General features: G+C 64.8%; 20 protein-coding genes. 14 read left to right on the forward strand and 6 right to left on the reverse strand.

Translation table 11 applies throughout. The annotated features are described in order from the left end of the window. Window positions 1-59 precede the first annotated feature (59 nt). The 3 genes from HALO32_RS14710 to HALO32_RS14720 all read right to left on the reverse strand — a co-directional run bounded on the left by HALO32_RS14710 (window position 60) and on the right by HALO32_RS14720 (window position 4,170). Complete coding sequence (locus tag HALO32_RS14710) at window positions 60-1,850, reverse strand: acyl-CoA dehydrogenase (protein ID WP_151444658.1); 1,791 nt, start codon at window positions 1,848-1,850, stop codon at window positions 60-62. Window positions 1,851-1,995: 145 nt separating this feature from the next. Continuing rightward, the gene (locus tag HALO32_RS14715; RefSeq protein WP_151444709.1) at window positions 1,996-3,396 is read right to left on the reverse strand and encodes an MFS transporter; all 1,401 of its coding nucleotides are present in this window, start codon (window positions 3,394-3,396) and stop codon (window positions 1,996-1,998) included. 135 nt (window positions 3,397-3,531) lie between these two features. Further along, complete coding sequence (locus tag HALO32_RS14720) at window positions 3,532-4,170, reverse strand: class I SAM-dependent methyltransferase (RefSeq protein ID WP_151444659.1); 639 nt, start codon at window positions 4,168-4,170, stop codon at window positions 3,532-3,534. Between the two features lie 72 nt (window positions 4,171-4,242). Here HALO32_RS14720 and HALO32_RS14725 point away from each other — a divergent pair, with 72 nt between their 5' ends. The 3 genes from HALO32_RS14725 (at window position 4,243) to HALO32_RS14735 (ending at window position 6,021) form a co-directional block, all read left to right on the forward strand. After that, window positions 4,243-4,635 (forward strand): VOC family protein, encoded by a 393-nt coding sequence (locus HALO32_RS14725; RefSeq protein WP_151444660.1) that lies wholly within the window; start codon window positions 4,243-4,245, stop codon window positions 4,633-4,635. Window positions 4,636-4,704: 69 nt separating this feature from the next. Next, on the forward strand, window positions 4,705-5,088 hold the full coding sequence (locus HALO32_RS14730; protein WP_151444661.1) for a DUF4870 family protein: 384 nt from the start codon (window positions 4,705-4,707) through the stop codon (window positions 5,086-5,088). 3 nt (window positions 5,089-5,091) lie between these two features. After that, the gene (locus tag HALO32_RS14735; RefSeq protein ID WP_151444662.1) at window positions 5,092-6,021 is read left to right on the forward strand and encodes a lysophospholipid acyltransferase family protein; all 930 of its coding nucleotides are present in this window, start codon (window positions 5,092-5,094) and stop codon (window positions 6,019-6,021) included. A gap of 44 nt (window positions 6,022-6,065) precedes the next feature. Here HALO32_RS14735 and HALO32_RS14740 read toward each other — a convergent pair whose 3' ends face one another. Next, window positions 6,066-7,007, reverse strand: a complete 942-nt coding sequence (locus HALO32_RS14740) for a LysR substrate-binding domain-containing protein (protein ID WP_151444663.1) — start codon at window positions 7,005-7,007, stop codon at window positions 6,066-6,068. A gap of 69 nt (window positions 7,008-7,076) precedes the next feature. Between HALO32_RS14740 and HALO32_RS14745 the strand changes: the two genes are divergently transcribed. The 7 genes from HALO32_RS14745 to HALO32_RS14775 all read left to right on the forward strand — a co-directional run bounded on the left by HALO32_RS14745 (window position 7,077) and on the right by HALO32_RS14775 (window position 13,349). Beyond that, on the forward strand, window positions 7,077-7,715 hold the full coding sequence (locus HALO32_RS14745) for a TRAP transporter small permease (protein ID WP_225810062.1): 639 nt from the start codon (window positions 7,077-7,079) through the stop codon (window positions 7,713-7,715). Further along, window positions 7,708-9,006: a TRAP transporter large permease gene (locus HALO32_RS14750; protein ID WP_151444664.1), complete on the forward strand. Its 1,299-nt coding sequence runs from the start codon at window positions 7,708-7,710 to the stop codon at window positions 9,004-9,006. The genes HALO32_RS14745 and HALO32_RS14750 overlap by 8 nt, the downstream gene beginning before the upstream one ends. A 53-nt stretch (window positions 9,007-9,059) precedes the next feature. Next, the gene (dctP, locus tag HALO32_RS14755) at window positions 9,060-10,058 is read left to right on the forward strand and encodes a TRAP transporter substrate-binding protein DctP (protein ID WP_225810064.1); all 999 of its coding nucleotides are present in this window, start codon (window positions 9,060-9,062) and stop codon (window positions 10,056-10,058) included. Window positions 10,059-10,124: 66 nt separating this feature from the next. Continuing rightward, entirely contained in the window at window positions 10,125-11,249 is a 1,125-nt protein-coding gene (locus HALO32_RS14760; protein WP_151444665.1) for an NAD(P)/FAD-dependent oxidoreductase, read from the forward strand. Further along, window positions 11,227-11,559 (forward strand): (2Fe-2S)-binding protein, encoded by a 333-nt coding sequence (locus HALO32_RS14765; RefSeq protein ID WP_151444666.1) that lies wholly within the window; start codon window positions 11,227-11,229, stop codon window positions 11,557-11,559. Before HALO32_RS14760 ends, HALO32_RS14765 begins: the two co-directional genes overlap by 23 nt. After that, window positions 11,556-12,959: an FAD/NAD(P)-dependent oxidoreductase gene (locus HALO32_RS14770; protein ID WP_151444667.1), complete on the forward strand. Its 1,404-nt coding sequence runs from the start codon at window positions 11,556-11,558 to the stop codon at window positions 12,957-12,959. Before HALO32_RS14765 ends, HALO32_RS14770 begins: the two co-directional genes overlap by 4 nt. 27 nt (window positions 12,960-12,986) lie before the next feature. Then, complete coding sequence (locus HALO32_RS14775) at window positions 12,987-13,349, forward strand: RidA family protein (RefSeq protein ID WP_151444668.1); 363 nt, start codon at window positions 12,987-12,989, stop codon at window positions 13,347-13,349. A 55-nt stretch (window positions 13,350-13,404) separates the two neighbouring features. On the opposite strand, the gene HALO32_RS14780 is transcribed toward HALO32_RS14775, so the two are convergent. Beyond that, complete coding sequence (locus HALO32_RS14780) at window positions 13,405-14,004, reverse strand: YceI family protein (RefSeq protein ID WP_151444669.1); 600 nt, start codon at window positions 14,002-14,004, stop codon at window positions 13,405-13,407. A gap of 29 nt (window positions 14,005-14,033) precedes the next feature. Beyond that, window positions 14,034-15,686, reverse strand: coding sequence for an alkaline phosphatase family protein (locus HALO32_RS14785; protein ID WP_151444670.1), 1,653 nt, complete (start codon window positions 15,684-15,686; stop codon window positions 14,034-14,036). A gap of 128 nt (window positions 15,687-15,814) precedes the next feature. On the opposite strand from HALO32_RS14785, the gene HALO32_RS14790 reads away from it, so the two are divergent. From HALO32_RS14790 to HALO32_RS14805, 4 genes are read left to right on the forward strand one after another with little or no spacing between them, the layout of a single operon-like run. Beyond that, window positions 15,815-17,389, forward strand: coding sequence for a glucan biosynthesis protein (locus HALO32_RS14790; protein ID WP_225810065.1), 1,575 nt, complete (start codon window positions 15,815-15,817; stop codon window positions 17,387-17,389). Next, the gene (mdoH, locus tag HALO32_RS14795; protein WP_225810067.1) at window positions 17,376-19,343 is read left to right on the forward strand and encodes a glucans biosynthesis glucosyltransferase MdoH; all 1,968 of its coding nucleotides are present in this window, start codon (window positions 17,376-17,378) and stop codon (window positions 19,341-19,343) included. Before HALO32_RS14790 ends, mdoH begins: the two co-directional genes overlap by 14 nt. Continuing rightward, window positions 19,340-20,164, forward strand: a complete 825-nt coding sequence (locus tag HALO32_RS14800) for an FkbM family methyltransferase (RefSeq protein WP_151444672.1) — start codon at window positions 19,340-19,342, stop codon at window positions 20,162-20,164. Before mdoH ends, HALO32_RS14800 begins: the two co-directional genes overlap by 4 nt. Beyond that, window positions 20,161-20,967 (forward strand): creatininase family protein, encoded by an 807-nt coding sequence (locus HALO32_RS14805; protein ID WP_151444673.1) that lies wholly within the window; start codon window positions 20,161-20,163, stop codon window positions 20,965-20,967. The genes HALO32_RS14800 and HALO32_RS14805 overlap by 4 nt, the downstream gene beginning before the upstream one ends. Window positions 20,968-20,975: the final 8 nt, after the last annotated feature.

Consider the following 20,975-nt stretch of genomic DNA (forward strand, 5'->3'; position numbering starts at 1 on the left):
CGTGAAGTGGCGTTACATACTTGTTGTGCCAAACGTCCGCCGGCGGCGGACCGATGTGCTTACGGGACGGCGGCGTCGAAGCCGGCGAGGCTCTCCATCCCGGCCTCGATCACCGCGCGCTGGGCGCGGCCCACCGGCAGCCACTGTCGGATGGCGAAGTCGGCGCTCTGGCGCTTGGCCTGATAGAAAGGCTCATCGCTGCCGCTGGCCTGGGCCGCGCTGGCCGCCAGCGCGGCCCGCCCCATCTGCCAGGCGCACAGCACGTGCCCGGCGAGGCTCAGGAAGGGGGTAGCGTAGGCCTGGACGGCATCGGCGCCGCGCTCGGGGTCCGCGCCCGCCTCGAGCACTCTTGCCATGGCGGCACGCAGATCGACGGCACCATCGGCCAGGCTCTCACCGAGCTCGGCGAGCTCAACGCTCTCCTTGAGCGCCGCGGCGGTGGTTTCCACCTCCTCGATCAGACTCTCGAGCGCCGCACCGCCGTCGCGCTGCAGCTTGCGGCCGGCCAGATCCAGCGCCTGGATGCCGTTGGTACCCTCGTAGATAGGGGCAATGCGGGCGTCACGCAGCAGCTGAGCGGCGCCGGCCTCCTCGATGAACCCCATGCCGCCGTGGACCTGGATGCCCAGCGAGGCGATCTCCACGGCCTGATCGGTGGAGAAGGCCTTGATCACCGGAATCAGCACGTCGACGCGTGCCTGAGCCGTCTTGCGGAAGTCCTCGCTGTCGCCATGTCGGGCAATATCGAGCTGGGCGGCGCAGTAGAGGGCCAGCGCGCGCAGGGCATCGGTACGGGCGCGCATGGAGAGCAGCATGCGACGCACATCCAGGTGGTCGCTGATGGTGCAGTCATTGCGACCTGAGCGCGGGCTGCGCCCCTGGGTGCGGTCCAGGGCGAAGGCGAAGGCCTGCTGGCAGGCGCGCTCGGCCACGCCGATGCCCTGGATCCCTACCTTGTGGCGCGCCTCGTTCATCATGGTGAACATGTGGTTGAGGCCGCGTCCCTCCTCGCCCACCAGATAGCCGATGGCACCTTCCCCTTCGCCGAAGCTCAGGGTGCAGGTGGGCGAGCCATGGATGCCCAGCTTGTGCTCGAGGGAAGCACAGGTGACATCATTGCGCTCGCCCAGCGAGCCGTCCTCATGAACGAGGAACTTCGGCACCAGGAACAACGAGATCCCCTTGTTACCCTCCGGGGCGTCGGGCTTGCGCGCCAGCACCAGGTGGATGATGTTCTCGGCGGCGTCGTGTTCCCCCCAGGTGATGTAGATCTTCTGACCGAAGAGCCGGTAGCTGCCATCCTCCTGGGGCACGGCGCGGGTGCGCACCTTGGAGAGATCGGAACCGGCCTGGGGCTCGGTGAGGTTCATGGTACCAGTCCAGGTGCCTTCCACCAGCTTCGGCAGGTAGACGGCCTGCTGTTCTTCGCTACCGTGGTGAGCCAGGGCCTCGATGGCCCCGGCGGTGAGCATCGGGCACAGCGCCAGCGCCATGTTGGCGCCGTGGAGCATTTCCTGGACGGCGCTGGCCACCACTTCAGGCAAGCCCTGGCCGCCCATCGACTCGGAAACGCCAATGCCGTTCCAGCCGCCCTCGGCATAGGCCTGGTAGGCATCGACAAACCCGGCGGGAAGCGTTACCCGACCCTCCTCGAGCCGACAGCCCTGGTGGTCACCGCTGGCATTGAGCAGCGCCCAGACCTCGCCGGCCAGCCTGGCGGCCTCTTCCAGCACGGCCTCGACCAGGTCGGGGCTGGCCTCCTCGAAGGCGGGCAGGGCAAGCGAGCCGTGCTCGAGCATCTCCTCCAGCACGAAGCGGACGTCACGGACAGGGGCGACATAGGGGGGCATGGGCACACCTCGGGAAAAATGATAACGGCGATAGTAGATTCACTACTTATCGCCAACCATTATCTCAAGGTCTTAGCCGATATGCAGCAAGCGCAATACGCCCTGCAGAACTCCGCCACCAGGAGTGCCCAGGCCCGCTGACGGATCAGCTCCGGGAGACGCTGCTATCGGCGTCTCGCTTGTCGTCTTCGATGTCAGGCTCATGGAAGTAGGCGATATGCGGCTCGTTGGGCGGCGGCGGGCCGACCAGCGGCTCGGCCACCTCCACCTCGGGAACGGCCCCGGAAAGGTCCTCGACGTGCTCGTGCTCGATGGCACCCTGTACATGCTCCTCGGTGACCGCCAGCTCAGCCCCCACCGAGGACATCGGCGTGGAAGCCGAGAACGGCGCCACTGGCACCGGCGCCGGACGCACGCTGCGCCGCCAACCGAAGAAGGCCACCAGAATGATTCCCATGGCACCGAAGGCCCAGAACAGGCCCGCATCGCCCAACAGGCTCATCACCGGCGAGACCAGCGGCGGGCTGAGCGCCGAGCCGATGGCATTGATCAACAGCAGGCCCTGACTCATGCGCACCAGGGCGCCCGCCGGCGCACGGTCGGCGGCATGGCCCACCGCTACCGGGTAGAACGAGAAGACGCCACCCCCCAGCAGGAACAGCAGCCCGGCCAGGGTCCAGGCATTCATCGGCAGCCACAGCACCGCCGCAGAGATCACCGTGCAGAAGCCCCCGATCAATATCAGCACCAGCTGCCTGTCGTGGCGGTCCGACCAGCGACCCACCGGGTATTGCAGCAACATGGCACCGAGGACCACCACCGCCATCATCTGGCCGATCCGGTCAACCGTGAGGCCGGTGCGCTGGAGATAGAGCGGCAGGAGGGAGTAGACGGCGGCCACCATCAGTCCCGAGCCGAAACTTCCCACCACCCCGGTGGGGGTCAGGGTGATAAGACGCAGCGGCGACAGCGGCTCGGCCTTCTCGATCAGCGGCGAAACCCGCGGAATCATCGCCATGGGCAGCACCGAGAGCGAGGCCAGCATGGCGATCACCATGAACGACGCCGCACCCCCCATGGCCTCGGTGACGCCCAGCAGCAGTTGGCCAAGCACGCCGGCGGCGTAGAGCGAGATCATGTAGAGCGCCAGCAGGCGGCCACGCACCCTGGCATCGCCGGAGGCCAGCAGCCAGCTCTCGATCACCAGGTAGACGCCCACCGTGGCCCAGCCGCCGATCAGGCGCAGCGTGAACCAGGCCCAGGGCTCGGCCACCAGCCCCTGCAGCAGCACGGTCACCGCCACCAGCGAGGCGAAGCTGCCATAGGCGCGAATATGGCCGATGCGCAGCAGCAGGCGATCGTTGAGCATGGCGCCCAGCGCCAGGCCGATGAAGTAGGCCGAGGAGACCCAGCCGATCACCACGGCCGATTCACCGGCGGCGTCCAGGCGCAGGGTGATCACCGTGGCCAGAAAGCCGTTGCCGATCCCCAGGATGAAGAGCCCCAGCAGAGGGGCCAGGGCCATGGCCAGCAGTTGCCGCGACATCATGGAGAGCCTCACAACGGCAGATGGAAACAAGAAAAGTGATGCCAAAATGTACCGGAGAACGCCTGCATGGCGGGCCGGGGAGCGACTCCGGGCGCGCGAATCATACGCCCGGCCGAAGGCGAGTCAATCGTTTTATCGTCGCTGCAGCAGTGCCACGTCCGCCGCGGGGAACTCGACCCGCATGTCCAGGTGGTCGGCCAGCCACACAAAGGTCGCCTCGCTGAAGAAGACCACGTGGGTGGGGTCGAGGAGGTAGTGCCAACGCGCGAAGGCCGACGGATCGGTGACGCGCTTGGTCATCAGCCCCAGCCAGCCACCGGACGGAAGCCTGTCGACCAGCCGTGCCAACTCCCGGCCGGGAGCGAAGAGGTGCTCGACTACTTCGGTGGCGGTGATGAAATCATAGCTGCGCTCCAGCACACGCGTGTCGAGTGCGTAGAATGGATCATAGATCGCCATGGGATGGCCCGCCTCCTCGAACATCACCGACAGGGTCGGCCCGGGGCCGGATCCGAAGTCGAGCCCTCGTGCACCGGGCCGAAGTCGCTCGCGCAAGGGGTCGAAGAGCCGTGACAGAAAGCGGCGATAGCCGGGATCGTCCGGGGAGTTTTCGTGCTGGTCGTAGACCGCCCGCTCTTCCGCCGGCCCGAGCCGCTGGGCGGGAGGCACGAACACCAGCGAGCAGTGCCGGCAGCGGTGGTAGTCGCGTCGGACGTCACGGTGAAAGTGCTCGGTGTCGCTGGACGCGCATAGCGGACAGGTCAGCATCATCGTATCCTCTGTGCCTGAACAATTTCCCCCAGGATTGCCCTGCTATCTCCAGAACCCCGCAAGGAGCCCCGAATGCTGTCAGGTCTGGACCACCTGGTCATCACCGTGACCGACATTTCCCGAGCCGTGGACTTCTACTCACGGGTGCTGGGACTGGAAGTGCGCTACCGCGACCGGGAGCGCGTCGATCTGATGCTGGGCGATATCGCCCTGCGCCTGCACTGGACCGCCACCGACGTGACACCCCGGGCCGCCACGCCCACGCCCGGCAGCCTAGACCTCTGTCTGCGAAGCCTGCTGCCGCTCGATGAGGTCCAGCGCCACCTGGAGGCGCTGGACGTCGAGGTAGAGCTCGGCCCGGTGACCCGGCAGGGGGCCACCGGCGAGATCACCTCGCTCTATCTGCGCGACCCGGACGGCAATCTGCTGGAAATCAGCCGTCCCGTGAAAACCCAACCCCATTGAGCCCCCGGTGGCATTGTCGGCCTCGACCGGTATGATTGCCGCCAGTCAATCGATCTTCAGGGAGACGCCATGAACGACCAGCTGCCGCAAGACGACGACCGAGCCATCACCGAACGGGGCACCACCCCCGACACGACCATCCCCATCGTGGTCTACGTGCTGCACCTCGCGGGGATGGTCACCGGCGGCCTCACGTCCCTGGTCGGCGTGGTGATCGCCTATGTCTACCGTGGCAACGGGCCGGCATGGCTCGACGAGCACTATCGCTACCAGATCCGCACGTTCTGGATCGCCCTGCTCTACTTCGGCATTTCCGGCCTGCTGACCCTGGTGCTCATCGGCTTTATCACCTGGCTGGCCGCAGTGGTCTGGCTGGTGATTCGCTGCGTGAAGGGGCTCAAGACACTGAACGAGCACCGCGCACCGGAGAACGTGGATACCTGGTGGGTCTGATTCATGGCCAAAAGTGAGCCCCGCTCGAACGCCTTTCAGGCCCGTGCCATCGCTCTCCTGTGGCGCAGCCTCGCCGGCCGCCGCCTCTCAACCCTGTGGCGGCTGGCCCGCCTGATCGGCCCGCTGGTGGAGCGGCTGAGCCGCCGGGAACGCCATATCACCCGGGCCAACCTGGTCGAGGTCTACCCTTCCCGCAGCCCGTCCGAGTGCAGCCAGCTAGTCCGGCAGAGCCTGACCCACTCCGCCGCCACCATGCTCGAGCTGGGCTTCGCCTGGATGGGCGATCCGGAGCGCGTCGAGTCCTCGATCCTCGAGGTCCACGGTCGCGAGCTCCTCGACGACGCCCGGGCCGAGAGGCGTGGCGTCATCGTGCTGGCCCCCCACTTCGGCAACTGGGAAGTGCTCAACTTCTGGCTCTCCGGCCACTTCCCCTTTACCGCCATGTACGAGCCTCCCAAGCTCGCCCCGCTCGATCCGATCATCCGCCAGGGTCGCGAGCGCCGGGGAGGCAACCTGGTGCCCACCAATCCGCGTGGCGTGGCCGCCCTGCTCAAGGCGCTCAAGCGCTCCGAGGCCGTGGGCATCCTGCCCGACCAGGAACCCGACTGGGGCAGTGGCGTCTTCGCGCCCTTCTTTGGCCGGCTCGCCTACACCGCCACCCTGCTGCCCAAGCTAGTGGCCCGCACCCAGGCAAGGGTCGTCACCGGCGTAGCGCTACGCCTGCCCGGCAGGGGCTACGCCATCCATTTCCTGGCCGCCGACGCACGGGTCTACGACCCCGACGAGACCACCTCGGCCAGCGGCGTCAATGCCAGCGTGGAATCCGCCATTGCGCTGGACCCAGCCCAGTACCAGTGGGAGTACAAGCGCTACCGCAAGACCCCGGAGGAGGCCGAAGGGCACCCCGACTTCAAGCGTTTCCGGATCTATTGAAATCCCCGCAGCCACTGCCCATCACTGCCCTCTGACACTCCTGGCTATCCTGGCGACACCTGCCTCTCGAACAGGCCGGCCGACGCTTGCTCGAGTTCCACCAACGAATTGTCCAGCAGTTCCAGGAACGACCTGGTCAGACCCGACTGCCCCCGCTGCTTGGGAAAGATCATGCTGTACCGGTAAGGCACTCTCGGTTCGAAACGCGCCACGACAAGCCCGAGTCGCCGATAGTGCCAGGCCGTGATGGGATCGACCAAGGAGACACCACTGCCAGCGAGCACGAAAGCGCAGGCGGCGTAGTGTAGCTGAGTCTCGATCATCAACTGGCGGCTCACACCCTCACGCTCGAAGACGCTGTCAATCTTATGGCGGATACTCTGCTCCGAGCCCAGTGACACGAATATCTCTCCCTCCAGATCTCGCGGCTGGATGACGTCGCGATCAGCCAGCCGATGTCCAGGCGGCAGCACGCAGACCAGGCGGCTGTCAGCGAGGCTCCTGGCCTCGATAGCCGGATCGTTGAGCTCAATTCCCGAAATCACCCCCAGATCGAAGTGCTGACTGGCCACCAGGTCGGCCACCTGCTGCGTGCTGCGTACCTGAAGGGTGACTGACACACCGGGATGTGCTTGACAGAACTGATCGGTCAAGGCCGGGAGGAACTCTACCGATACGGCCGGCATGGAAGCGATACGCAGTGTTCCCAGGTGAAATTCCCTGAGCTCCTCCGCCGCGCGAGAGAGCTTCTCCAGCGAGACGAAGGCCCGCTCCACTTCTTCATAGAAAAAGCGCGCCTCTGGGGTGGGGCTCAATCGGCGCCGTTGTCGCTCGAACATCTTGACGCCGATCGTCTCCTCGAAGTCCGCCAGCAAGCGACTGATGGCTGGCTGCGAGACATAGAGGATCTCCGCCGCCCCGCTGGTGGTGCCACTGATCATGACGGCCCGGAAGGCTTCGATCTGTCGATAAGTCAACTTAGCCATGCGTGGTCTCCCGGCAACTTGAAAACACTATGTTATCAACAGATGCATATAAACGATTTGATGTTATACATGGCGACTTCCAAGATGTCGATGAAGTACACAACGGCCCTGGCAGACAAACACAACACGCGAGAAGGCCTTATGGAACGTTTCTTTCGCTATACCCTGACCTTGCTGATCGTCCTGGTGGCGGGCAGCCAATTCATCCAGGTCATAACCCGCTACCTCCTCGAGATGCCTGTCATGGGCCTCGAAGAGGCCACGCTGATCCCCACCCTGTGGCTCTACATGCTGGGAAGTGTCAACGCCTCGCGTGAGGACACCCAGATCAGAGCCAATGTGCTGGACATCTTCTTGAAGACAGATCGGGCAAGAGCCTATCTGCAGGCACTCGCCGACACCATCAGTGTGGTGGTCTCGATCTGGCTAGCTACGTGGGCCTGGGACTACTTCAGCTACGCCTCACGTATCGGCAAGAGCACTCCCACGCTCTACATACCCACCATCATCTACGAGTCCGCCCTGATGGTCGGCATGTCCCTGATGATCATCTTTACCCTGTGGCACTTGCTGCGCAACCTCGCCTACCTGTTCGGCATGCGTCAGGCCCCAGATCACCCGAGTGGCGATCCCGATTATCCCGAAACCGCAGAAGTTCAGGAATTCAAGGTGCTGACCGATAACAAGAAGGACAGGAACAATGATTGAGATAGCGCTTCTGGCATTTGCCGTATTGGTCCTGATGCTGACGCTCGGCGTCCCCCTTCCCTACTGTTTCGGTGCGGCGCTCATGGTCATGACCATGATCGGTGAATCCACCATGCGTGGCATGATGATGTGGGGCTTCAGCCAACTCACCAACCCGATCCTGCTGGCGATTCCTCTCTTCGTCTTTGCAGGCACGTTGATGAGTGTCAGTGGCATCGCCTCGAGCCTCCTCAAGTTCGTCAATGTGTTCGTAGGACGTATCCGTGGTGGTCTCGGCGTGATGGCATCGATCAGCTGCGCCATCATTGGCGCCATTTCCGGCAGTGGTCTGACCGGAATTGCCGCCATCGGCCCCATCCTCATTCCCGAGATGGAACGCAAGGGGTATCCCCGTGCCTACTCCACAGCACTGATTGCGAACTCCTCGATCCTCGGCCTGTTGATCCCTCCCAGCGTCACGATGATCGTCTATGGCTGGGTAACCGACACCTCTATCCTGGCAAGTTTTCTGGCCACTCTGGGACCGGGACTGCTGATCATGATCAATTTCTGCATCGTCAACATGGTCATGTCGCGCAAGTTCGATCTGATCCTCGACGAACCGATGGACCTGGACCAGCGAATCCGCGATGCCGGGCGTCGCACCGTTCATGCACTACCTGCCCTGCTGATGCCCGTGATCATCCTCGGAGGGATTTACGGTGGCATCATGACGCCAACTGAAGCAGCAGCGGTTGCCGTCATCTACGCCCTGCCCGTCGGCTTCATGATCTACCGGGGATTAACCTGGAAGACCCTGCTCGAATCGGGCAAGGAGTCCGCCACCTCCGTAGGTGCGATCCTGATCATGATCCTGTTCAGCCTGATCCTGAGCCAGCTCTTCGTGCGCGAAGGCATTCCTCAGGCCCTGGTCGAGATGATCTTCCAGATCACCGATAACAAGTTCCTCCTGCTGCTGATGATCAACCTGATGCTGTTCGGTATCGGCATGGTGGTCAACGATATCACCGCCATCATCCTCACCGGTCCCTTGCTGCTTCCCTTGATGGAAGCTCTAGGTGTCAGCCCGGTACAGTTCGCCGCCATCATGGGCGTCAATACCGCCATGGGTGGTGTGACACCGCCATACGCCAGCATCCTCTACCTCGGTGCGCGAATCGGCAAGGTCAAGTTCACCGAGGTGGTCAAACCTGCCATGACCCTGATTTTCTTCGGCTACGTCCCGGTCGTGATACTCGTTTCAGCCTGGCCCGACCTTTCCGAGTTCTTGCCCGGAATGTTCGGCTACTGATCGATCGCAATTCCTGCGATCAATACACCCGCAATGCAAGAATGGAGAAAACAATGAAAATGCCACCAATGAAAATCCTGACTGCTGCTGTTGCCATGTCGGCTTCCATCACCACCATGGCCGAAGCTGCCACACTGCAACTGTCGCATGTCCGCCCCGAGGGCACTGCAATCGACAAGGACGCTCGCGCCTTTGCCGAAGAGGTGAAAAGTGCGACCGATGGGGCCGTGAATGTTCGCCTCTTCCCTGCAAGTGCCCTTGGAGACTACACCACGGTTCAGGAAGGACTCAGCATCGGCTCGGTGGATATGGCTGTCCAGCCGCCCTCATCCGAGGTCGACCGTCGCTTCCAGCTAGCCTACCTCCCCTACCTCGTTCAGACCTGGGAACACGCAGAAAAAACATTCACAGATGGTGCACCAATGCGTGAGACGGTCGAGGATCTCTATGCGGAACAGGATATCCATGTACTGGGAGCCTGGCCGGTATACTTCGGCGGCGTCGCATTGAATACTGACGTAGAGAATCCTGCAGACCCCACGGTGGATAAGGGTGCCCGACTGCGGGTTCCTCCGATGAAATCTTTCCAGTTGATGGCGGACAATATCGGTTATATCGGCTCACCTCTGCCGTTCTCGGATGCCTTTACTGCCATTCAGACCGGGGTTGTTGATGGCATCATGGGGTCGGGTGCAGAAGGATACTATGCCTCCTTCCGCGATGTGACGGAATATTATCTGCCGCTCAACACCCACTTCGAGATGTGGTACCTGCTCATCAATCAACCCAGGTACGAGAGCTTGACTGACGCGCAGCAGACGGCCTTGTCGGAAGCCGCAAAACGCTTCGAGGAAAGCCGCTGGGAGAGTGCCGAGGCCGATCAGGCGCGCAATGAGGGGCTTCTCGAGGAGTCGGGTGCCACCATCATTTCGGTCTCCGATGAACAGATCGCCGAGCACGCGACAATCGTCCGCGAGACAGTATGGCCCGTCATTCTCGACGATATCGGCGCCGACTGGGCCAACGATGTGCTGGACCGCGTCCTTCGCTGATCCGCTTCATGGTCCGGCCACACGGCCGGGCCTATTGCTCCCACCGGAACAACGCAAGGACTCACCATGACGCAATCCGCAACGCAAGGGGCGCATACCGCGGACGTCTGCCTCATAGGCGGTGGCCTGGTCGGACTGGCGGTGGCACTCGGGCTTCAACGCAATGGGCTTCGTGTCGCCGTGCTCGATGAAGGCGATGTGGCGTTGCGTGCCTCCAGGGGCAATTTTGGCCTGGTTTGGGTACAGGGGAAAGGCGATACCCTTCCGGAATATGCCGACCTCTCGCGACTCTCTGCACGGCTGTGGCCTGGCTTCGCTGCCCAGCTTCAGGACGCCACGGGCATCGATGTGCAACTGCAACAACGTGGCGGCCTGTACCTCTGCCTGACCGCGCAGGAACTCAAGGCCCGTGACCGCATGCTGGCTGGTATGCGTGAGGCGGCAGGAGGCGATTACCCCTATGAGTCGCTCGACCTGAAACAGGTGAGGGAGAAGATTCCCGAAGTAGGAGACACAGTGGCCGGTGCCACCTGGTGTCCCGAGGATGGTCACGTGAATCCACTATTGTTGCTGCGTGCCTTGACGGAACGCTTCAAGGCGCTCGGCGGGACCATCGAGAATGCCGGCAGGGTCAAGAGCATCGAGCCCCTGTCAGAGGGATTCCGATTGCACGCACCGAATGGCGATTGGACCTGCGGAAAGGTCGTGCTTTCCGCCGGCCTCGGCAACCGTGAACTGGCCCCACAGGTTGGCCTGACGGCGCCGTTGTCCCCTAACCGGGGGCAGGTGCTCATAGGGGAAAGAGTTCGCCCCTTCCTGGAATATCCCACCGGGCATGTGCGTCAGACCGGCGAGGGCACCGTCCAAGTCGGCGACTCCAAAGAGGACGTAGGGTTCGACAGTGGGACTACCACCGAGGTCATGGCCAAGATCGCCCAACGGGCTGTCAGGCTTTTCCCCTTGCTGCGCGATGTGAAGCTGGTCCGCGCCTGGGGGGCATTGCGTGTCATGACACCGGATGGCTACCCGATCTACCAGGCATCGACCCAGTGTCCCGGTGCATACCTGGTCACCTGCCATAGCGGGGTGACCCTGGCGGCTTTCCATGAAGGACCGCTGGCCGACTGGATTAGCGGCGATCGACACGACCCTTCAATGGAGGTTTTTCATGCCGAACGCTTCATGCTTTGAACGCTTGCCCACCCGGTCATTTGACCCGGTGACGGTCTTCGTGGAGGGGCATGCCATCGAGGTCGACAGCCACGATACAGCAGCCGCAGCCGTGCTGGCATCCGGCCTGATGCCGTCCCGTACTACGCCGGCCAGCGGAAGCAAGCGAGCACCCTACTGCCTGATGGGCGCGTGCTTCGAATGCCTCCTTGTCATCGACGGTGTGGCCAACCAGCAGGGCTGCATGGTGAAGGTCCAGGACAGGATGCAGATTCACCGCCAGGTTGGCGCCCGCGATATCCATGAGCCTCCAAGGGAGGCAACGACATGAGCGACCAGGACAAGACCAGGCACACTTATGACCTCGCCATTATCGGCGCAGGTCCCGCCGGTATGGCCGCCGCCGCTGAAGCGGGAAGACTGGGACTGAACACTGCGCTTCTTGATGACCAGGAAGAGGCAGGTGGGCAGATCTATCGAGCCATCGGACGAACGCCGTTAGCCGACGAGGGCGTGCTGGGCGACGACTACTACCAGGGTCGCCTGCTCCTCGATGCCATGCAGGCCGCACGCATCGACTACCTGCCCGGCACCACGGTGTGGGGTGTCGATGACGACCTGACGCTCAATGTCTCACATCGCGGTCGCAGCCGGCAGGTCCATGCTCGCAGACTGCTGGTGGCGACCGGCGCCCAGGAAAGGCCCGTGCCCTTCCCGGGCTGGACACTGCCCGGCGTCATGACCTGCGGCGCCGCCCAGGTGCTGCTCAAGACGAGCGCCCTTGTGCCGCCGGCACCGCTGGTGCTGGCCGGTAGCGGCCCGCTTCTGCTGCTGGTCGCCAGCCAGCTGACTCATGCAGGCGTGCCCATCGAAGCCGTGCTGGATACCACGCCTCGGGACAACTATCGTCGTGCGGCACGTCACAGCATCGGTGCTCTGCGCAACGCCAGGCTGCTATTCAAGGGCCTGGGCCTGCTTCGGGCCCTCAAGCGGTCGGGGGTTCCGCACATCACCGGTGTGGAGGCGTTGTGCGCCGAATCGAGCCCCGATGGCCAGCTCGACAAGGTGCGCTATCGCCGGAAAGGGATCGATCACGCGCTAGACTGTCGCACCCTTCTGGTCCACCAGGGCGTCGTGCCCAATGTGCAGCTCACCCGAGCGCTGGAGATCGAACATTGCTGGCATGAGCACCAGCAGTGCTGGGCACCCCGTGTCGATGACTGGGGCGAAACCTCCAGAGCAGGTATCTTCGTGGCAGGAGACTCCAGCGGCATTGCCGGCGCCCAGGCAGCGGAGGAAGCCGGGCGACTGTCAGTGTTGCAGATCGCCAGCCAGCTCGACCGACGTGAAGACGCAGGACGCGATACGAGGTCCGCAGCGATTCGCCGGCGCCTGCGCCTGCAACAGGCCATCCGCCCCTTCCTGGATGTACTGTACCAGCCTGCCCGGTCCTTCCTGGTCCCCGACGACGACACCATCGTGTGCCGATGCGAGGAGGTCACGGCGGGAGAGCTTCGCCACATCGCCGATGCGGGCTGCCGGGGACCCAACCAGGCGAAGGCCTTCTGCAGGGCCGGCATGGGCCCGTGTCAGGGACGCCTTTGCGGTCTGACTGTGTCTCAAGTGCTGGCCGACCATAACAACCAGCCCGTCACTGCTGTCGGGTATTACCACATCCGCCCACCGATCAAACCGCTCACGCTGGGCGAACTCGCGGATATCGCTGACTGACCCAACATCCATCATCGGAGATTTTCAATGCGTATTGAACGCCATGAGGTCGGGGCTCGAATGAGCCGAGCCGTCATCCACAACGACACCATCTACCTCTGCGGTCAAGTCGCGGAAGACAGGAAAGCCGACATCACGGACCAGACCGAAACCATGCTGGCCAAGGTTGATGCTCTGCTTGAAGCCGCGGGAAGCGATCGCCACCACTTGCTCTCCGCCACCCTCTACCTGAAGGACATGACGCTTTTCGAGGCGATGAACCGTGTGTGGGATGCCTGGGTACCTGAAGGCAAGGCTCCCGCACGTGCCTGTGTGGAGGCTCGGATGGCCAGCCCGGAGCTGTTGGTAGAAATCTCAGTGGTGGCTGCCCTACCCGCCACCTCCTCCTGAAGAGACTTCCAGCGGGCAGGATCATAGGGGTGAAGAAGAAGAACCGCCTTGAGAATCAGGAACGCGATGGCGCCAGCAGCTCGATGTTGAAGTCGACGTGGACCTCATGCAGCACGGTGCCCTCTGTGCGCCAGGCACCGCGTCCCATGTCGTAATCGGTACGGTCCAGGGTCAGCCTGCCGCTGACGTTGACCCGCTCGCCCTCCTGCGTCCAGCTCGCCGGCACCATCAGCGGGTAGGTGTCGCCCCGCAGCTCGAGCTCGCCCTCGATTCGCAGCTCGCCTTCGGCCGGCGCCTGGATGTCGGTACTGCGAAAGACGATTTCGGGGTAATTCTCGACGTCGAACCAGTTGTGGCCCTGCAGCATGCCATCGACGATATCGTTGCCTCCGGTGATGCTCGCGGATTCGAGGGTCAGCACCAGGCGCCCATCCCCCGGCTGGTCCAGGTCACCCTCGAGCGCGATCGCGAACTCCTCGACCCGGGTCACCGCCTCGCGGCCGTCGGCGGTGGCGATCAGTTCGATACGGCTTGCGTCCCGATCCAGCTCCCAGGCCTCGGCGGTAGAGATACCCATCAGGCCAAACAGGCTGGACAGCAGGATGGCCGTGGCTGTCGATGCAAACCGCGCCATCATCGTAGTCTCTCGTGACATCTTGCCTCCCGGGCCATCCGGCCCGACATTCAGGGGTTCGAAAGGGAAGCGCCCGTTGCATCGTCTGCGCCGAACGCCTCGTGAAGCCAGCCGCGCAGCGCCTCCTGACCGGCCACCTCGCCATCAGGATAGCCGTCGGGCCGGGGCGGACGGGGGCCGGAGACGAATCCCCGCGCCAGGAACGGCTCGAGCAGGCTGGCGTCGCCGCTGATCACATGGACCGGAACCGCACCGCTGGCGTTATTGCCGGTGATCAGGGGCGCCGGCTGATGATCGCCCAGCAGAATCACCAGGGTCTGGTCGTCCACGAAGTCCTCGGCCCAGCGGATGCTGGCGCCCAGCGCATAGTCCAGTGACCTGGCATAGTGATCGCGCACGCGTTCCAGGTCCTGCCAGAGTTGCTCGGGTGTCGCGCCGGCGTTTTCCCAGCGCGCAAAGACACTGCCGTCAGCTATCGCATTCCAGTCGTCGAGCACCGGCAGAATCGGCGTCCAGGGGGCGTGACTGCTGATCAGCGCGATCTGGGCGAAAAGCGGCGTCTCGGCTGCCCGACTCGATGCTGCCCTTTGCCGGATCCGGGTCTCGAAATGATGCAGGGTGTATTGGTCCGGCATGGTGACCCAGTTCAGGGGCGGACCGGCATACTCCAGGTCCGCAGCGGCATGGATCTCGTCGAACCCGTAGGCGCGACCCTCCGGCCAGGCCATGGTGATGGCCGGCATCACGGTGAGGGTGCGGTGACCGGTGGCGCGGAAGTCATCCACCAGCGTGGTGCGCTCGCTGTCCAGCAGCAACCGGTACCAGAGCGAATTGTCGATCCGCAGGCCGCTCAGGGTCGAGGCATGAGCCAGCCAGGACTGACCGCCCCGGATCGGCGAGTCGAGCAGACCGGACGCCACCGACAGGCCGGCGGCATCGAACCGCTCGGCCATGTCATCGAGGCGCGGGCCCAGCACCTCGGCGTAGCGGTCATCGAACAGCGCCGATATGCCATAGGACTCCACGAAGACCAGCACCACATCGCGGCCGGCAAGCCCCGGCAAGGGAGTGACCTCGACAGGAGCGGCTGCCATACGCTCGGCAAAGTCACGGTGGGCGCGGCGCGTCTCGACCAGCTGTTGCCCCTGGAACAGCAGGGTGTCCAGCAAGGGCGTACGCGCCACCGGCAGCAGCCGGGCCTTCTGGAGCTCGGCCGCGATCAACACGCCGCTGGCTACCAGCATCACCAGGGCGACGGTGACGGACGGAGCACGGCGCGCCCTGCCCTGCAGGCTCCCGAACAGCTTTGCCAGCAGCCAGACCATGAAGGCCAGCAGAGCCGTCGCACCTAGGGCGACCAGGATGGCCAGCATGACGCCCAGATTGCCCTCCAGCAGATGAAAGACGGAAAGCAGCAGGGGAAGGTCGAGATAGAGGTTCAGGGAGCGCCCGAACGCCAGATGGGTGGCCACCTCTCCCAGGCCGACCAGCAGAAACCCCATGATCAGCGCCGCCAGCAGCCAACGCAGCCCGGCAACCCGCCCGGCAGAGGGCAGCAATGCCAGCACTCCCGCCAGCAGGAAGGCCTCCAGGGCAATCCAGCGCTGTGCGGGATCGCCGTACAACAGCCATCGCGGTGACAGCAACACGCTGTTGAGCAGCAGCAGGCCCAGGAACCAGCGGAGATGCGGGGGTAACGACATGAACAATCACCGGGTTGAATGGACCAGCAGCCAATCAGTGTATAATGTTTGTACAGTTGCGTCCTGGCAACCGGCTGTCGACCTTGTAATCATCTCGTCGGGAGACATCGTTCAAGGAGGATCAACCCGTGCACCCACTCGTGTCACTACCCTTGCCTCCATTACGGTGGCTGGCCATCAGCCTGTTCATCGCGCTGATCACGCCTGCGACCTGGGCCGCCCCTGCGCAGGGCCTGCCCGACGTCTTCGAGGAGGTCACGGAGCGCGCGCGACAGCTTGCGGCCTCACCCTACGAGGAAAGCGGCGGCGATCTGCCCCAGGCCTTGCGTGATATCGACTACGACGCCTACCGCGCAATCCGCTTTCGCCCTGAAGCCGCCCTTTGGAAGGACGAGACGCTGTTCTCGGTGCAGCTCTTCCACACCGGCTTCCTGTTCGAGCGGCCGGTCCGCCTGCATCTGGTCGAGAACGGCGAGCAGCGGGACCTGCCCTTCCAGTCGTCCTTCTTTCACTATGATGGCTCAGCCGCCCCGCTCAAGAACGAAGACCTGAGTGGCGCCGGTTACGCGGGTTTTCGCCTGCATTTCCCCCTCAACCGCGAGGACTATCACGACGAGTTCCTGCTCTTCCAGGGCGCCAGCTACTTTCGCGTGGTGGGCCGTGATCAGGGCTATGGCCTCTCGGCTCGTGGCCTGGCCATCGATACGGCGGCCTCCCGGGGCGAGGAGTTCCCGGCATTCACGGCGTTCTGGCTGATGAAGCCCGACCCGGACGCCACCCGTATCGACATTGTCGCACTGCTGGACAGCCCATCGCTGGCCGGGGCCTACCATTTCCGGGTGCATACCGGCGAGCAGATCGACATCGAGACGGAAGCCCGGCTGTTCGCCCGCCGCGATGTGGCGAAGCTGGGCATCGCCCCGCTGACCAGCATGTTCATGCACGGCGACGTCAGCCCCTACCCGGCCGACGATTTCCGGCCCCAGGTCCATGATTCCCAGGGTCTGCTGATGCAGACCCATGCCGGCGAGTGGATCTGGCGCCCCCTGAACAACCCGGGCGAGCTGCGCATTACCCGGCTTCAGGACGCGAACCCGAGTGGCTTCGGCCTGGCCCAGCGCGACCGGGACTTCGACCGCTACCTGGACATGGAATCTCGCTACGAGCGGCGCCCCAGCTACTGGATCGCGCCGCTCGGCGACTGGGGGCCGGGCAGCGTGGAGCTGGTCGAGATACCCAGCGAGTCGGAGACCAACGACAACATCGCCGCCTACTGGCTGCCCGAGCAAATGCTCGAGGCCGGTGGGTCACGGACGTATCGCTACCGGCTTTCCACCTTCGATGCCGAGCGTCCCGAGCAGAGGCTGGCCAGTACAGTGCGCACCCGACAGGGATGGGGGGCGGTGCCGGGCCAGAATGACCCGCCGCCGCGCAGCCGTCGGCAGTTCGTGGTCGACTTCCGAGGGGGTGAGCTCTCCAGCCTGGACGCCAGTCACCCGGTCGACGCCGAGCTTGTGGTCTCTAGCGGCGAGGCTCGAGAGCTCCAGGTACGACGCCTTCCTGATGGCCAGACCTGGCGCGCCTCCTTCAGGATACAGCCCGAGGGAAGGATACCCATGGACATGCGTCTTCGGCTGATGCTGCGTGACGCCCCCATGAGTGAAACCTGGAACTATGTCTGGAACCCCGATGAACTCCGCTGATCGTTCGACTCGGATGCCATGGCTGGCCGCACGGCAGGCAGGCGTCGCCCTGCTGGTGCTGGCCACGACCCTGCTGGGCAGCTGGGCCATGCTCGAGATCCTGCGCGTCAACGGCATCACGGCCCTACAGGGCATCGTGCTGTGCCTGTTCGTGATCACCTTCGGCTGGATCACCATCGCCTTCTGGACGGCCATCATCGGCTTCGTGCTGCAGCTGACACGCCGCGATCCCCTGAGTCTGACCCGCCTGGCTCCCCCGCCGTCGACTCCCGAGCCGGGCGAGCATCGCACGGCACTGGTGATGCCCATCTGCAACGAGGACCCCGCGCGTGTCGCGGCGGGCCTGGAAAGCACCTGTCTCTCGCTTCTCGAACAGTCCCATGCCCGGGGATTCGAGGCGTTCGTGCTCAGCGATACCCGGGACGACGAGATCGCGCGCCGCGAGGCGGCCGCCATCGCCGGCCTGCAGCAGCGGCTGGCGCCTCGGCTGGTGGTCCACTACCGTCGCCGCGAGGACAACCAGGGTCGCAAGGCCGGCAACCTGGCGGACTTCTGTCGCCGCTGGGGCCATCGCTATGACTACCTGGTCGTGCTGGACGCGGACAGCCTCATGGGAGGCAGGACCCTGGTGTCGCTGGTCGATGCCATGCAGGCCGACCCCGACATCGGCCTGATCCAGACGGTCCCCATCCCGGTTCGCTCGGCCAGCGTGTTCGGACGCTTCACGCAGTTCGCCGCCGCGCTTCACAGCCCCCTGCTCGCCACCGGGCAGTGCTTCTGGCAAGGCCATGCCGCGAACTTCTGGGGACACAACGCCATCCTGCGCACCCGGGCCTTCATGGCCAGTTGCGGCCTGCCGGCGCTTCCCGGCAAGCCGCCGCTGGGCGGCGACATCCTCAGCCACGACTTCGTCGAGGCGGCGCTGATGCGCCGGGCGGGCTGGAAGGTCCAGCTGGATACCCGTCTCGGCGAAAGCTACGAGGAAGTGCCCAGCAATATCCTCGAATTCGCCAAGCGCGACCGGCGCTGGATCCAGGGTAACCTGCAGCATCTGCGGCTGCTCGCGGCGGCGGGCCTGCACCCCATGAACCGCCTGCATTTCCTGTTTGGCGCGCTGGCCTACCTGACTTCGCTGCTGTGGGGGCTGATGCTGGTGATCAGCACCGTGGATGCCATCGGCCGGGCCCAGGGCCAGCATGACTTCTTCCGTGCCGGCTACCAGCTCTTCCCCGACTGGCCCGTTGCCACGCCCGAGCTGATCATGCCGCTGCTCATCAGCACGGCGGGGGTACTGCTGCTGCCGAAGGTGCTGGGATTCCTGCTGGCGTTCATTCAGCGCCCTGCCGCCTTCGGAGGCAGGGCTCCCTTGCTGGCGAGCACCCTGCTGGAGATCGGTATCGCCATCCTGATCGCCCCGGTCATGATGCTGCTCCACAGCGGGTTCATCCTGAGTGTGCTCGGTGGCCGGCCGGTGAGCTGGGATGCCCAGGTCCGCGAGGGACGGTCGGTGCCCTGGGGAACGGCCGTGCGATACACCTGGCTTGCGACCCTCATCGGCGCGGCGTGGGCCACAACGACCTACCTGTTCGCCCCCCTGTTCTTCTGGTGGCTTTCACCGGTCTGGATGGGCCTGCTGATGGCGGCACCACTCATCAAGGTGACCAGCAGCCTCACCCTTGGCCGCAGACTCTATCGTGCGGGCTTGCTGAGGGTTCCGGCCGAGATGATGCCCAGCACCGTGCTGCAACGGCTGTCCACGGCCTCACCGAGCGCGCCCGAGGCTCACCCGATGCCCCCGCCGCCGGAAGACCCCGGCGAGATGCCGGTGCAATCGTTTTCCCGCTGGCCACCCCGGCAATCCCCGGCGTCGAATGATGCAGCGCCCGCGAAGCGAACGACCTCCACGTCACCCTCTGCGCGGACCGGCCACCCCCTCAAGGCGAACCCCGAATGAAGCATACCAGAGCCCCCATCGCGTCCACCCGGCTGGTCGCCGCGACCCGCCGATTGTCACGCGGCCTGGGGCTGGCGCGATCGCTGGTGATCTACTGGCGCCCGGGCCGCCAGCGAGGACTGCAACGGCTCTATGCCGACTTCATCGGGCCCGGCGACCTGACCTTCGACATCGGCGCCCACCTCGGTGATCGCACCGCGGCCTTCCACGGGCTGGGCGCCCGGGTGGTCGCGCTGGAGCCCCAGCCGGTCCTCTTCAACTGGCTCGAGCGCCTGGTAGGAGCACGCCAGGGCATTACCCTGCTCCCCTGCGCCGCGGGAGCGGCGCCCGGCGAGGCCGAACTGGCAGTGAGCGAGGCGACACCCACGGTGTCCACCCTGGCCCGTGAGTGGCGCCAGGAGATCGGCGAGCGCAACCCCGGTTTTCGCAAGGTGCGCTGGGAGGGCCGCCTGCGCGTTCCCGTCACCACCCTGGATGCGCTGATCAGCGACCATGGGCTGCCGCGCTTCTGCAAGATCGACGTGGAGGGCTTCGAGGCCGAGGTGCTGGCCGGGCTGAGCCGGCCCATCGCCGGCATCTCGGTGGAGTTCGTCGCCGGCGCCCTGGAGGTGGCCGACCGCTGCGTGGTGCGACTGGCCGAGCTGGGCGAATATCGCTTCAACGTCATCGCCGGCGAGGGTCGGCGGTTCGCCTGGACAACGTGGCGCCCACCGTCGGCCACGCGCGACTGGCTGGCCGCAGGCGCGGACGGCCTGGCCTCGGGCGATCTCTACGCACGTCATATCGATGATGAACGCGACATGGAGCACGCTACCCCATGAGTGAGCCGACCGCTTGTCCCCGTTGGCAGGATCTCACCAGCCGAGAGCTGTCGTCCCTGCCGAGCGAGACCGTGGCGGTGATGGTCGTCGGTGCCATCGAGCAGCACGGCGCCCATCTGCCACTTTCCACCGATCTCGATATCGGCGAGGGGCTGCTGGAAGAGGCACTGACCCACCTGCCCAAGACCCTCCCCCTGGTGATCCTGCCGCCCATGGCGGTGGGCGCCAGCGATGAACACCTGAGCTTTCCCGGCACCCTCAGCCTGCCGCCGGAACTGGCCATTGCGACCCTGGAGGCACATGGCGACGCCGTGGCACGGGCCGGCCTGGAACGGCTGGTGCTGATCAACAGCCACGGCGGCAACAAGGCGGTGATGGACCTGGCCGCTCTGCGACTGCGCCGCCGGCACGGCATGCTGGTGGTCAAGGTTCACTACACCCGGATGCTCCCCCTGCCCGACGACGGTCTGCCCGCCGAGGAGTTGCGCCATGGGCTGCACGGGGGCGCTCTGGAAACCGCCATGATGCGCCATCTGGCCCCGCACAGGGTCCGCCTCGACCAGCTGGATCACCCGTGCTCGCGGGGGGAAGCCATGGCCGAGGAAGGACTGCTGCTGGGCCCGGAGGGGGAAGCCGCCTTCGCCTGGCTGGCCGAGGATCTGCACCCGGCGGGCGTCGTGGGCAACGCTCACCTTGGCACTGTCGAGCTGGGCAAGCGCCTGGTCACGCACTGCGGCAAGCGCATCGCCCGCATCCTGCAGGAGACCCAGCGCAGGGAGATCGGCGACACCCTCGGCCGCTAGCGGCCCCA

Origin of the sequence: Halomonas lysinitropha, assembly GCF_902500215.1 — a bacterium.
GTDB classification, from domain to species: Bacteria; Pseudomonadota; Gammaproteobacteria; order Pseudomonadales; family Halomonadaceae; genus Halomonas; species Halomonas lysinitropha.